The sequence below is a fragment of the Bartonella sp. MM73XJBT genome (assembly GCF_028618465.1).
Lineage (GTDB): Bacteria > Pseudomonadota > Alphaproteobacteria > Rhizobiales > Rhizobiaceae > Bartonella.
Genome location: NZ_JAQISY010000003.1, coordinates 1 through 14337 on the forward strand (window position 1 = coordinate 1; position 14337 = coordinate 14337).

Consider the following 14337-nt stretch of genomic DNA (forward strand, 5'->3'; position numbering starts at 1 on the left):
GAGAATTGAGAACAGCGTGTACCATTTGGCGAGTAGAGGCTTCCCCTCCTAAATCATAGGTCACAATTTTTCCAGAACGAATAACCTGATCAATACTCTCAGACAATTGCCGTGCCGCATCCTGAAAACCTAAATGGTCTAACAATAAAGCCATGGTATAAAGCATGGCAGACGGATTTGCTTTATTCTGTCCTGCAATGCGCGGTGCACTTCCATGAACAGGCTCAAAATAAGCAATATCGCTTCCTACGTTTGCACTAGGCGCAAGTCCTAATCCTCCCATAACTCCAGCGGAAAGATCAGAGAGAATATCACCAAACATATTTTCAGCAACAATTACGCCAAACTGCTCTGGCTTTGTTGCAATCCATAAAGCAATTGCATCAACATTATGAATATCTGCTGTAATTTCAGAATAATTCTGTGCAACTTTCTCAAAGATTTCTTGAGCAAACTGACCACTTTCCCGCATAACATTTGGCTTATCCGCAAAAGTAACCCGCTTCAACCCATGTATCCGTGCATAAGAAAAAGCATATTCAAACAACCGCTCTAAACCAAAACGTGTTTGCAAACGTACCGTCCAGGCTGCCTCTTCAAGACCATATTTTTCCAAATTTGGGTGTCTTAACCATGCAGCCTTTTCAGGAGTTATTCCACAAAAATCCAATCCCGCATACAGACCTTCACTATTTTCTCTGATAACACAAAAATGAAACGGCTTTTTCGGACCAACAATATATCTGATCGGTCGTATATTCGCAAAGAGACCTAATCTTTGGCGAAGCTGGATAACAGGGGAAACATACGTAGGTTTACGCTCTCTCAAATGTGGTGCAAGTTCTTCTAAAGCAGTTTCTTTTCCTTTACTGGTTACAGCTCCAAGTAAAATGGCGTCACTCTGCGTGATTTTTTGCCAAGTTTCCTGAGGGACAGGATCTCCAATCTGTTTCCAACATTCCCAGCCAATATCGCCATAAGTGAATTCTATTGGCAATTTAAATTGCTCTAAAACCATCAGTGCTGCATCACAAACCTCTGGTCCTACCCCGTCACCAGGCAACACAAGAACTTTTTTCTTTTTCATAACCCATTCATCCATTCATCGATAATTGCATTTGTCATAACAGGATTATCATCCCATAGACGCATACCAGCATCAGGGATAACCTTATATTCATGGTGAATACAATGACTTCTCGTTTGATTGTCTATAGTTGCAAGTTGTGACTTTTCACCAATTAGCGCTAAAAACTTTCCACTATATTTGATAATCTCATTTCTAGCATCCATCTCTAGCAAGAATTGAAATCCTCTCGTCATACGTTCAATTGCCATGTTCCTCTGCGCATCAGGGATCTTCAATAAAGTTCTTTTTTTAATTGCCCCAATAGGTTGCACGAACATATCTAATATTTCCAGAGCACTTGATAAATCACCACCCTTCAATAAAGTAAGAAGATATCCAAGTCGCCGTTGTAAAAGCTCATCTGGATAGCCTGGTGCATTTACAACAAGCACAGCCCGAACATTTGGAAGTCTTGCTGCCAACATTTGTACCAATGTCCCAGCCATAGCAAAACCCACAAGAATAAAAGGCTCCCGAAAGCGATCTTTTAGCTCTGCTGTAAGTGAAGGAATAACTTCACTTGTAGAGTTACTAGAAAAAAGAGATAACGTGTCTAACAGTGTAACCCTAAATCCTCTTTCTAAAAATAGATTTTTAAGTGGAGAACAAAAGATTCCTTTGTCCCACACTGGCATTACAGGCGCAAGAATAACACTATGAAAACTCATATCGTTTTTAAATCCTCTACGCTTTTTGTTTTAAATTTTGTATAGTAACTAGCATCTCTTCTATACCTAAAGGTATTTTAGCTTCTAACAAAGCTTGATATTCAACGCTTAAGTTATTTAGTGCCAAAAGAAAATCAACAGAGCTTCTATACACCGATGAAAAAAAGGGTTGGCTCTTTAGCTTTTCTGTCTGTTGTAAAACTTGATCCACATTGTAATATGCTTCCTTTTTACGTAAGTTTAAAAGTGCTAACCATAGCTCCAAAGTAAGATTTCCTGCTCCTTTGCCCATTCCCAGTAACGAACTATCAATAAAATTTGCACCCGCGTCTACAGCTGCTATACTATTTGCCATAGCCATACCTAAATTATCGTGCGCGTGAAAACCAATCTCTAAAGGTGAGATATCTTTTATTTTTTGCACGAAATGCGTTACAGTTTCAGGTAAAAGACTTCCATTAGAATCAGCTAAATACAAAATATTAGCTCCACAATTAACTGCTTCTATTGCTATGCTCTGTAAATAATTTTCATCTATTTGGCTTACCCTCGTAATATTAATACTAGTAGATAACCCTAAAGAACTAGCATAATGGCAAAGCACAAATGTAGACTCAATATCATTTTTATTGAGACATAATCGTAAGAGTGTAATCCCTAAATTCTTTAGTTCCCAAATATCCGACTGGTCAATATTATGTGGATGCGCAATAATGACGAGCTTAGCATCTGGAATAGCATCATGTAATAGCTTAATATAATCATTAGAGCACAAAGCAGTTTGACCAACGTTATCCATCGGCTTAAACGAACCCTTACGATAACCGATCTCAATATATTCAACTTGAGCCTTTGTCAGACTTTTAATGTGCTCAATAATATAATCTAGTGAAAAAGAAAATTGATTCCGATATCCCCCATCACGCAAAGTAACATCAAGATTTTTAAGCATAGCCCCCCCAATTTGGTTATTTAACTTAATTTGTTTCCAATTTCATAAAATAATTTGATTTCCGAATGTAAATTATAAAACCCACCACACAGCATGCCGCTAATAAAATGGCAACACACCATGGATTATGTCCAGATATTTTCCCTATAACGGCAGCACTCAGCGCAGCACTCCCTAATTGCAAGCTCCCCATAACACCAGATGCCGCCCCAGCAGCTTGTGGATGTGATGAGATTGCCAACGCTGTTCCTAATGGCAACAAAAAACCATTGCCAAAAGTAAGAAAAGAGATGGCTATTAAACTCGTTACAAGTGGCCATGGACTTACATACATTTGTAAAGCAAACAATATACCCCCTATAACAAAAATAATGTATCCACGCCGAACAGTATGTTCCATAGATTCTCGCTTAAGCAACCTTCTTGCTACCAAGTTACCTAGGACATAGGTTAAAGAAACACCAATGTAACTATAACCAATATATAAAGATGATAATCCCAAAGCTGTGAGAAAAAAAGGCGATTCCACTATGTAAGCAAAGTAGGTTGCATATGCAAAACATGGGATTAAGGCGTAAAATATAAATTGTTTATTTCTAAGAACCCCTAAACTGCTCTTAATAACCCCCGCAGGAGAAAAAGATTGGCGCTTTATAGGAGAAAGAGTCTCTGTTAATACAAAATAACAGAGTAGAATTGTAAGAAATATAAAAAGGCTTAAAAATATAAAGGTAGCTTGCCAATTAAAAACCTGCAATAAGATTCCCCCAATTAATGGAGCAAGTGCTGGTGATGTACCAACAAAAGGGAAAATAACCAAATAAAGCCTTCCTGCCGCCTTTTTATCCATTAAATCATTAATAATAGCGCGACTTAAAACAATACCCGAACAAGCCCCAAGCCCCTGTAAAAAACGCAGTATGAAAAAAGCTTGAATATTGACTGTATAAACTATACCTAATGTAGTAAAAAGCCATAAAAATAAACCAAATAGAAGCGTTTTTTTACGCCCAAAATTATCACTGAGCGGTCCATAAATCAGTTGTCCAACAGCTAATGCAAGTAAAAAAACTGCTACTGCATTTTGAATTTGAGATTCCGTTACTTGGTAGTATTGGCGCATGTCTCCAAGTGCCGGTAAAAAGATATCAGTAGAAATCAAACCTCCAACTGATAAACAGATAATAAGTAGCACAAATAATAGTGTAGGTTTATAAAACACACCAAGACTCTTTTAATAAAATTCTATCTAATAAAAATAAATTTATGCTATTTTAAAAACATATTTTTCTATATTTTAACTTTATCCACAGCTTAATGTAGTGCATATTTTATTAAACATCTTCTGTATACAATAATTACTTTCTTACATCATTAAATTAAAAACAGCTTTCAATATAATAATTTTTAAATATACTTCTCACCTTAGTAAAGATATTCTTTTATCATCATATAATATCTTCTAACTTCTCAAACCTATTTAATTAATAATTTCAAAGCTTACAATTTAAGCTATATCGAAATCTTAAAATATTTTAAACGAATTCTTATGTTTTTCATAAATATGGGATTGTATTCTATGTATATCTTGCTGGCATAATACGTGTATCTTTTTTTTGATGTTTTAGCTTAAAAAACTTTTTTAAAATCCACTCCCAAAGATGCATCAAGATGCATCGCTTTGGGCAATTTTTCAAGACAACTGCGTGAATGTGCAATACAATGATACCTATTTTATATGAGGGACGTGACCTCTTTCAATTTTGTCATAAATCATGATTTGAATATTCTGTTTAACTTCATATGTCTACACTTGAGTGTCGTGTATAAGAAAATTGCAAATAGATAGAGATAATATTCTTATTTTAAAATATGAATGCAGTTTATATTACCGTATTGAAAAAAATATGTTATGGTGCTTATAAAATAATACATTGCCATCCCTTGATTATTTATCTTAATCAACAAAATTATAGGATCTATAAAACTCAGTGCATATGTAAAGCACTCTTTCATCCGTCCCTTGTTTTTACTTTTTTATCTCGTTAGTTGTTATGATTTTTACTGCTGCTTATCGTGCTTTACAGCGTCTTATCACCCCGCAATATCGTATTATGATATTAAAAGCCTTGGGAATTACTTTTGTTGTTCTCGCCATTCTATGGTTAGGTGTACGCCAACTTTTTATATCCTATTTTTGGCCTTGGGTTGCTGATTTTCTTCCTGGATTACCTAGTTGGGCCGGATGGATAGGATTGGGTATGCTCATTATTTTTAATATTGGTTTAGCTATGCTGATGGCTTTTTTTATTGCCCCAATCACTGCTATGATTGGTGGTTTTTTCATTGATTCTGCTGCTGAAATTATTGAAAAAGAAGATTATCCAAACGAACCTGTTGGACATGCTCTGCCGTTTGGGCGCTCTCTGATTCTCTCCTTGAAATTTCTTCTTTTGAGTCTTCTTGGTAATGGAATTGCTTTTATTTTGTTTTTCGTACCAGGTGTCAATTTGATTGCCTTTTATGTTATTAATGGCTTTTTGCTTGGTCGTGAATATTTTGTGTTTGCCGCCTACCGTTTTCGCTCAGAACAAGAAGCACACGCCTTTTTACACACCCATTACCTAACAGTTTTTGGTGCGGGTTTGTTAATCGCACTTTTTGTTTCAATTCCCATTCTTAATTTAACAACACCGCTCTTCGCAGCTGCCTTTATGACATACTTACACAAAATGCTTTCGCAAAAAACCACCGCACCTGTTTGGCAGAAATAATAGCACTTCCTGAAAACCCAAACAAAATTCATGCGGAAAGAGTATAAGCAATAGTTATATGCTTTTAAATGAGTGCTTTTATTTCTCTCATCCAAGAAATCTCTTGAAAAAAATCTTGCTCTGATGTTGGCGTTTCGATAACATAATGTTATCGTACCCGTCATTTTTATAGACTATTATAGTCCTGTGGGTATTTTATAAAGCTTCTTTGCTTCAAAGGCATTGGTGTTAATGGTTCATTGAATATGCGTTTTCATCAGAAGCAAATGAAAAATTTGCCAACCAGTGTAAGAAATGGATTTTGATATCAAAACAAAATAAATAACCTTAGTTATTAAAACTGTTGAGAGACTTGTTGTAAGGAATACTCTTAATGGAGAAAGTTGCTATGATATTAGAAAAAAGGACAGTAGAGTGGGAGCTATGCATATACTGGTAAAGATATTAAAGAAACTGGTTTATTCAGCTGGCAAAGTGAGTCTGAGATCTTAAGTTCTATATTCTTTGAAATCATGTAAAAACTGTATCATATTTAAAGAAAGGCTATACAGATGAACTGGATTACAAATTATGTTCGCCCTAAAATTAATTCTATATTGGGACGCCGTGAAATTCCAGATAATCTATGGATAAAAGATCCCACCAGCGGTGAAATGGTCTTTCATAAAGATTTGGAGATGAATCAATATGTCATTCCAAGTTCTGGTTATCACATGCGCATCAGCGCTAAAAATCGTCTTATGCATTTTTTTGATGATGGTGTTTATACGCCTCTGGAAAATCCAAAAGTTGTAACAGATCCTTTAAAGTTTCGTGATGAAAAACGCTATATTGATCGGTTAAAAGATTATCGTTCTAAACTTGGAGTTGATGACAATATTTTAAGCGCACGTGGTACTATTGAAGGCTTATCAATTATAGCTATCGTCCAAGACTTCGCCTTCATGGGTGGATCCCTTGGTATGGCTTCAGGAGAAGCCATCATCAAAGCTTTTGATACCGCCATTGCCGAAAAATGTCCGTTGGTTCTTTTTGCCGCTTCTGGTGGTGCACGCATGCAAGAAGGAACACTCTCCTTGATGCAAATGCCTCGTACAACTGTAGCCATTGAAATGCTCAAAGAAGCAAAACTTCCTTATATTGTGGTTCTTACCAATCCAACTACCGGTGGTGTTACTGCTTCTTATGCCATGCTTGGTGATGTTCACATTGCTGAACCCGGTGCTATGATTGGTTTCGCCGGACCACGTGTGATTCAACAAACTATACGTGAGACTTTACCAGAAGGTTTTCAGAGCAGCGAATATCTGCTCGAACATGGTATGATTGATATGGTCGTATCGCGTTTGGAAATGAAAACAACCATTGCACGACTTCTCCGCTTAATGATGAAACATCCTGCAGCTGTTAACCCTTCCAATCCATCTCCAACAGATTCTCATCCCTCGCTTTCTACAACAAAAGCGGCTTAACTTCATGAAAAAAAAACAAGTACAAAGGATGATCAATGAGTTACTGAAAAATTATCCCAAAAAGTTTGATCTCTCTTTAGAACGTATTCTTTACCTTTTAGAATACCTTGGTAATCCACATTTAAAACTCGCTCCTGTTATTCATATTGCTGGAACAAATGGTAAAGGCTCGGCCTGTGCAATTTGTCGTGCTCTTTTAGAAAGTGCAGGTTACCGCGTTCATGTATACAGCTCACCTCATTTGGTCAACTGGAATGAACGCTTCCGTATAGGACAAAAAGGAGGTGGTCAACTTGTTACAGAGAGCCAACTGGCTGAGACAATTCGTGAAATTATAAAGGTGTATCGTCAAAAACCAATTACTATTTTTGAAATTCTCACAGCTGCTGCTTTTATGCTTTTTAGTACACATCCAGCTGATGTCGTGATTTTAGAAGTTGGTTTAGGAGGACGTTTTGATGCTACTAATGTGATTAATAAACCAGCTGTCTCTCTTATTATGCCTATTGATTATGATCATGAGACTTTTCTTGGCAACACAATTGCACAAATCGCTTTTCAAAAAGGGGGAATTATCAAACCTGCTGTTCCAGTGGTTATTAGTAAGCAAGATCATGATGAAACGCTTTCTGTGTTAACGACACTTGCTGATAAAAACAAAGCACCATATTCTCTCTTTTGTCAAGATTATCAGAGCTATACAGAACATGGACGTATGGTCTTTCAAAATAATCAAGGTCTTATGGATCTTCCGCTCCCTAACCTTATTGGAACCCACCAAATTGCTAATGCTGGAGCTGCTCTTGAAGCTGTGCATCAAGCAGGTTTCAGGCTTTCAGAACACGCAATAAGTTATGCTTTACGAAAGATTTACTGGCCAGCACGGATGCAACATCTTACCCATGGATATTTGGTTGATCAGCTGTCTCCTCATATTGATTTATGGCTCGATGGTGGTCACAATCCTGCTGCTGGAAAAGCTGTTGCAGCAGAACTTACCAAGTGGAGAAAAAAAACAAACCGTCCTTTTATTATGATTGCTGGTATGCTCAATACCAAAGATGCTGTTGGTTATTTTCGTCCGTTAGCAAACCTCGTAGATAAAGTTTACACAATCCCATTAACTGAAAGTACTGCCGGTATTTGTCCAACGATTTTAGCTGAATCAGCACGAAAAGCAGGGATTTTTTCCACTCCACAACCACATCTAAAAGATACCTTACAGAAAATTAAGACAGAGCATCAAGATGCAATTGTCCTTATTGCTGGTTCCCTTTATCTTGCAGGTGATATTTTACGTGACAATAAAACACCACCATGTTAAAAATTGATTATTCATGGAGCTTTGAAAGATAGATTTTTAAATCATGCAACTCGATTATGCACTTTATCAACATCCTAAACTTATCACTGTTTTTGGTGGCTCTGGTTTTGTCGGACGGCATGTCGTGGAAACTTTAACCAAGCGGGGTTATCGTGTTCGTATTGCTGTTCGTCATCCGCAAAAAGCTTATTATATGCTCCAAATAGGAGAAGTAGGGCAAACCCAAATGCTGAAAACCAATATCAAGCATCGCGCCTCTGTTGCACGCGCATTGCTTGGAGCAGACGGTGCTGTCTTTCTTCCTGGTAGCTTAACACAAGCAAATCAATCAAATTTTCAAAATACACAAATTGATGGTGCAAAAAATGTCGCTGAATTAACAGCTCAAGCTGGCATTCCACTTATCTACATGTCTGCGCTTGTAGCCAATCAAAACGCTAAATTCCTTTATGCACGCGTTAAATTTATGAGTGAACAAATCGTCCAGAACACGCATCCTCAAGCAATTATTATGCGCCCATCCGTTATCTTTGGACCAGAGGATTGTTTTTTTAACACCTTAGCAAACTTGTCGTGTTTTTTACCAATCATGCCCCTTTTTGGTGGTGGACAAAGTAAATTACAGCCCGTATATGTTGGGGACATCGCTGAATTTGTCGTTCGTGCTTTAGAAGGACAAGTAATCTCTGGAAAAAGTTATGATCTTGGTGGTCCACAAATTATTACGTTCCGAAATGCCCTTGAAAATATATTAAAAATCATTCATCGTAAGAAAACCATTTTGTCTATGCCTCTTTCTGTAGGGCTATTGATGGGAAGCTTTTGGGGAATGATCGGTAAATTGCCTTTCTTGCCAACACTTGTGACAACTAACCAGATACACTTCTTACAAATGGATAATATTGTTTCTCAAGAAGCTATCAAAAATGGGTATACTTTAGAAGGTGCTGGTATTACCCCCAGAGCAATGGCTGCTCTCTTGCCAAGTTATCTCTGGCGATTTCGCCCACACGGTCAATTTTCCAAAAATTTACCAGCCTAGTGCATATTCTAGCAAGAATTAATCAACATATTGATTTTTAATTATTTGTTTCTTTCTTGAGATAGCAACGTATTGATTTATATAGATAATCTAGCGTTATTCATATTAAATGAGAATCTTGAATATCCTAAGACTCTCTCATTTAAAATCTCTCCCATGTTGAATCAATCAAAACCATTCGTTTGCACGTTACAAATGGGATGAGCGTATGGATAAAAACTATTAAGAAAGGAGTAAAATGGCTCTTATGAATCGTCTTAGATGTCAAGGTCTATAACAACATTGGGGGGTGGCAAGTATAATAATGGTACCGGCTTATTACTAAGCGTAAAGATAGAAGTGTTTAATTGAAACAGAGATATCAAAGAACGTTATATTTTCTCACTTTACTCTCCTCTCACGCAGAATCATAAAAAGGCTTGTACTTGCGCATCACATAAAAACTAGATATGTGAAGAAAAATCGTTCGAAAATGAATTAAATACATCTGAATTGTCTTCATGCAAGAACGGGAAAAATATTGAAGATAAAAAAATATCATTATGGTTTTGCTTAATTACCTTATAACCATAAGGATGCTAGTATCCTATAAATTTTGTATTACTGTACTATTCATAGGTAGTATTGCAAACGTGAAATGAGAAGAAAAATAAAATATTCCTTTAAAATAAATATACGAATAAGCAATACAATAAGGTATCGTTCTTTATAAACATGTATTTTTTTGTCATTTCATTCACTTGTCGTCTCTCGAAAGAAAAAGAGAAGCCTATTGATGAAATTTATATGTCTTAGTTTTTTTATAATATAATTTCGTCACAGTCTTTTTTTACTCTCCTGTTCTCACCACTTTAAAACAATAAATATTGATAAATTTTGCTTGCTCAATAAAATTTATGAGTCCCTTTATATTCTGTTTGTTACATTCATTGTTTCGATAGATAAAAGTGTCTTTATTGAACAAATTTATGGGGATTTTAATAAAGGATTTTTTACATAAAGAAGTCTTGCTATTGGCTTGCATTTTTTTTTAATTTCTCCTACCGTCTGGGGAAAAATGATTTTAAAGGAATAAAGAATGGCAACTCCAGATTATGTTGTCAAAGATATCGATCTTGCTGCTTATGGCCGTAAAGAACTGGATATCGCTGAGACAGAAATGCCTGGTTTAATGGCGTGTCGTAAAGAGTTTTCTTCTCTTCAACCTTTGCGTGGAGCACGCATTTCTGGTTCATTGCATATGACGATTCAAACAGCTGTTTTAATTGAAACATTAACAGCTATCGGAGCTGATGTGCGGTGGAGTTCTAGCAATATTTTTTCTACACAAGATCACGCAGCAGCGGCTATTGCAGCCACTGGTATCCCTGTTTTTGCAGTTAAGGGGGAAACATTGCAAGAATATTGGACTTATATAGATGCCATTTTCCAATGGCCAGATGGCAATCCTTCAAATCTTATTTTAGATGATGGAGCTGATGCTACAAATTATATTTTGATGGGATGCCGTGCGGAAGAAAATAAAGATATTCTCTCTCATCCTAAAACAGAAGAAGAAGGATTCTTTTTCAAACAAATCCAAAAGCGTATGGAGACTACACCAGGTTTTTTCACACGACAGCGCGCAGCAATCAAAGGTGTGAGCGAAGAAACCACAACAGGTGTAAACCGTCTTTATCAATTACAAAAGGAAGGGCTTTTGCCTTTTCCTGCCATTAATGTCAATGATAGTGTCACAAAATCAAAATTTGATAATAAATACGGATGTCGAGAATCACTCGTAGACGGTATTCGGCGCGCAACAGATGTTATGATAGCTGGTAAAACAGCCATTGTCTGTGGATATGGAGATGTAGGTAAAGGTTCAGCAGCCTCTCTTTCAGGTGCTGGAGCACGCGTTAAAGTGACAGAAATTGATCCAATCTGCGCCCTTCAAGCAGCTATGGATGGTTATGAAGTTGTGAATCTAGATGATGATGCTTCTAGTGCCGATATTATCATCACCACAACAGGCAATAAAGATATTGTCCGTTTAGACCATATGCGACAGTTAAAAGATATGTGTATCCTTGGAAATATTGGGCACTTTGATAATGAAATCCAAGTATCAGCTCTTAGAAATTTGCCATGGACGAATATTAAACCACAAGTCGATATGATTACCTTTCCCGATGGAAAACGCATCATTTTGCTTTCTGAGGGGCGTTTACTTAACCTTGGTAATGCTACGGGACATCCCTCTTTTGTCATGTCGGCCTCATTTACGAACCAAGTTTTAGCGCAAATCGAACTCTTTACCCGTTCAGTCCACTACAAAAATGAAGTGGCTGTTTTGCCGAAACATCTTGATGAAAAAGTTGCCCGCCTTCATCTTAATCGGCTAGGAATAAAACTAACCACTTTATCAGAAGAACAAGCGGCCTATATTGGAGTTACACCACAAGGACCTTATAAACCAAATCATTATCGTTACTAAAATGTTTTCTTGGGTTAAAAGAAAAAAGGAAAAGGCGCCGTGCTCCGCTGTGGTGATTATGTCCCTCTAAAAAAAGCTCAAAAAATGATGCGAATTTTCGCGTATATTTTTTGTCTTCTTTTCCTTTTTTTTCCAAAATGTGTTGTTGCTCAACCATTGGAAAGGCTTCTACCATTTACTTTTCCAGATGGTCCATGGCTCCTTTTAGCACTGTGTGGAGGAATCTTTTCCGCCTCACTTTTTATGTGTATAGCTGTTATTACGCGTGCAAAAAAAGCTGCATGGCAGCCTCTGCAAGCAACTCAAGTAGAGCTTTTTGAAAAACTTAAATATTATGAATGGCTTTTAAAAGAAACAGGACAATCTCTCCTTATTTGGGAAAACCCAAGCGCTTTACCTCGTGTTGTTGGTAACATTCCTGCATTACAAAATTTAGGAATTGATCAGAAAGATTTTCAGTGTTTTGAGCTCTGGCTTGAAGAAAATTCACGCCGAGAACTTGACTATGCATTAACACAATTACGTTACAAATCTCACCCTTTTGAATTGTCTATCACCACGATAAATAATACGCTATTACAAGTTACAGGGGTAATTGCTGGAACAGTAGCCATTGCACGCTTTCAAGATATTTCAACACAGCAGAGCGAAAATGCGCGCTTAAAAAAAGATATCTCTAAAATCCTTATCGAACTGAGAATGCAGCGTAATCTTCTTGATCGTATTCAAGAACCGGTATGGATACGAGATTGTGAAGGAAGAGTTTGTTTTGTTAATCGTGCCTTTAGAGAAATGACCGGCTTTCGAGAAGATAGTCATGAAATAGATGATCTTTTCAATGAAACAACACAACGGAAAACCGATGAGGTCGAAACAATTTTTCAAGAGCATGTTCATACGGTTATTGATGGAGAACGGCATTGTTTTCATCTCACACGAATTACAACAACCGAAGGAATGGCAGCTTTTGCACATGATGACAGCCCCTATGAAAATCTTGCCAATGAACTCAAACGTGTTCTGCAAAGCCATTGTGAAACACTTGATCAAATTTCAACAGCTGTCGCTATTTTTGATAGCAACCAAAAGTTAAAATTCTGCAATCATGCTTTTAAAATTTTATGGCCATTGGAAAGTACTTTTTTAGAAAGTGGACCAAGCCATACATTGCTTCTTGAACGTCTGCGTGAAAAAGGGCTCATTGCGGAACATCCTGATTGGCGCACATGGAAAGAAGAACTTTTTAAAGCCTATCAACAAACGGAAGCCAATCAACAAATTTGGAATCTTCCAGATGGACGCACAGTGCATGTTATTTCCAGCCCTCATCCACAAGGAGGAGTCACTTGGCTTTATGAAAATCTTACAGAAAAAATTGATCTTGAACGACGCTACAATACACTCATTAAAATACAAGGCGAAACGCTTGATAAACTTTCAGAAGGTGTGGTGGTTTTTGGCACGGATGGACGACTTCGTTTATCAAATCCTGTTTTATCAAAATTATGGTCTCTCCCTTATAACTTATTGGTAGAAGGTACCCATATTACCCAATTGCAAAGCCATTGTTCAACTTTAACCATGGGAAGAGAATGGGATCAATTTACCCAGTTTATTACAGGTTTTGCTGAAAAACGCGATATATATTCAGGTCGTATGGACCTTAAAAATGGCATGATCATTGACTATAAATTGGTACCGCTTCCTGATGGACAAACAATGCTTAATTTCGTTAATGTTACAGATACTGTTCATGTAGCACGTGCTCTTCAAGAAAAAAATGATGCCTTAGAAAGTGCTGATCGTTTGCGTAATGAGTTTGTTCAACATGTTTCCTATGAGCTGCGTACACCTCTCACCAATATTATTGGATTTTCTGATATTTTACGCGATCAAATTTTTGGCCCTCTTAATGAACGCCAAAAAGAATATCTTGGGCACATTCATTCAGAATCAGGCACCCTTTTAAATATTGTTAATGACATCCTTGACCTTGCAACTCTTGATGCAGGCATTATGGAGCTAGACGTACAACCAGTGAATATTGCCGATGCCATGATACAAGCAATCACACGTGTCGAAGAACGCCTTAATGAGCGCCATATCACGCTTTTACAACAAATTTCTCCTTCTTTAAATTGTATCTCTGCTGATGCAACACGTTTGCATCAAATTTTTGTTAATGTTCTCAGCAACGCCATTAATTTTGCACCAGAAGCAAGCACAATTGAATTTTGTGTTGATGAACAAGATGATAATATTATCTTTAGTGTTCACAACGAGGGCTCTGATATTCCAGAAGATATCTTAGATCGCATTTTCAAACGTTTTTCTTCGCATTCACATCATGGTGGGCGTGCGGGAGCAGGTCTTGGTCTGTCCCTTGTTAAAAGCTTTGTCGAACTCCACGGTGGACATGTTGAAATTCTTACCGGTATGGGAAAAGGAACAACAGTTAAATGTTTTTTCCCGATTTCCAAAGGAGATAAAGTTTTTTAAT

The 14337-nt window shown here is 37.0% G+C and carries 10 protein-coding genes; 6 read left to right on the forward strand and 4 right to left on the reverse strand.

Going from position 1 to position 14337, the window contains the following annotated elements:
• From PVV69_RS01445 to PVV69_RS01460, 4 genes are all read right to left on the reverse strand, one after another.
• A partial coding sequence (locus PVV69_RS01445) for an isocitrate/isopropylmalate dehydrogenase family protein (protein ID WP_273756181.1) occupies window positions 1-1087 on the reverse strand: 1087 nt, incomplete at its 3' end.
• On the reverse strand, window positions 1084-1797 hold the full coding sequence (locus PVV69_RS01450) for an alpha/beta hydrolase (protein WP_273756182.1): 714 nt from the start codon (window positions 1795-1797) through the stop codon (window positions 1084-1086). The genes PVV69_RS01445 and PVV69_RS01450, both read right to left, overlap by 4 nt.
• A gap of 16 nt (window positions 1798-1813) precedes the next feature.
• Window positions 1814-2749 (reverse strand): hypothetical protein, encoded by a 936-nt coding sequence (locus PVV69_RS01455; protein WP_273756183.1) that lies wholly within the window; start codon window positions 2747-2749, stop codon window positions 1814-1816.
• A gap of 25 nt (window positions 2750-2774) precedes the next feature.
• A complete protein-coding gene (locus PVV69_RS01460) occupies window positions 2775-3971 on the reverse strand; it encodes a multidrug effflux MFS transporter (protein WP_273756184.1) in 1197 nt (398 codons plus the stop codon).
• Between the two features lie 832 nt (window positions 3972-4803).
• On the opposite strand from PVV69_RS01460, the gene PVV69_RS01465 reads away from it, so the two are divergent.
• The 6 genes from PVV69_RS01465 to PVV69_RS01490 all read left to right on the forward strand — a co-directional run bounded on the left by PVV69_RS01465 (window position 4804) and on the right by PVV69_RS01490 (window position 14336).
• Window positions 4804-5523, forward strand: a complete 720-nt coding sequence (locus tag PVV69_RS01465) for a sulfate transporter family protein (RefSeq protein WP_273756185.1) — start codon at window positions 4804-4806, stop codon at window positions 5521-5523.
• Window positions 5524-6074: 551 nt separating this feature from the next.
• Complete coding sequence (gene accD / locus PVV69_RS01470) at window positions 6075-6995, forward strand: acetyl-CoA carboxylase, carboxyltransferase subunit beta (protein ID WP_273756186.1); 921 nt, start codon at window positions 6075-6077, stop codon at window positions 6993-6995.
• A gap of 4 nt (window positions 6996-6999) precedes the next feature.
• Complete coding sequence (locus PVV69_RS01475) at window positions 7000-8319, forward strand: folylpolyglutamate synthase/dihydrofolate synthase family protein (protein ID WP_273756187.1); 1320 nt, start codon at window positions 7000-7002, stop codon at window positions 8317-8319.
• A 43-nt stretch (window positions 8320-8362) separates the two neighbouring features.
• Window positions 8363-9361, forward strand: coding sequence for a complex I NDUFA9 subunit family protein (locus PVV69_RS01480; RefSeq protein ID WP_273719638.1), 999 nt, complete (start codon window positions 8363-8365; stop codon window positions 9359-9361).
• A 1078-nt stretch (window positions 9362-10439) separates the two neighbouring features.
• Window positions 10440-11837, forward strand: coding sequence for an adenosylhomocysteinase (ahcY, locus tag PVV69_RS01485; RefSeq protein ID WP_273756188.1), 1398 nt, complete (start codon window positions 10440-10442; stop codon window positions 11835-11837).
• Between the two features lie 39 nt (window positions 11838-11876).
• A complete protein-coding gene (locus PVV69_RS01490; RefSeq protein WP_273756189.1) occupies window positions 11877-14336 on the forward strand; it encodes a PAS-domain containing protein in 2460 nt (819 codons plus the stop codon).
• The last annotated feature ends 1 nt before the right edge of the window (window position 14337 follow it).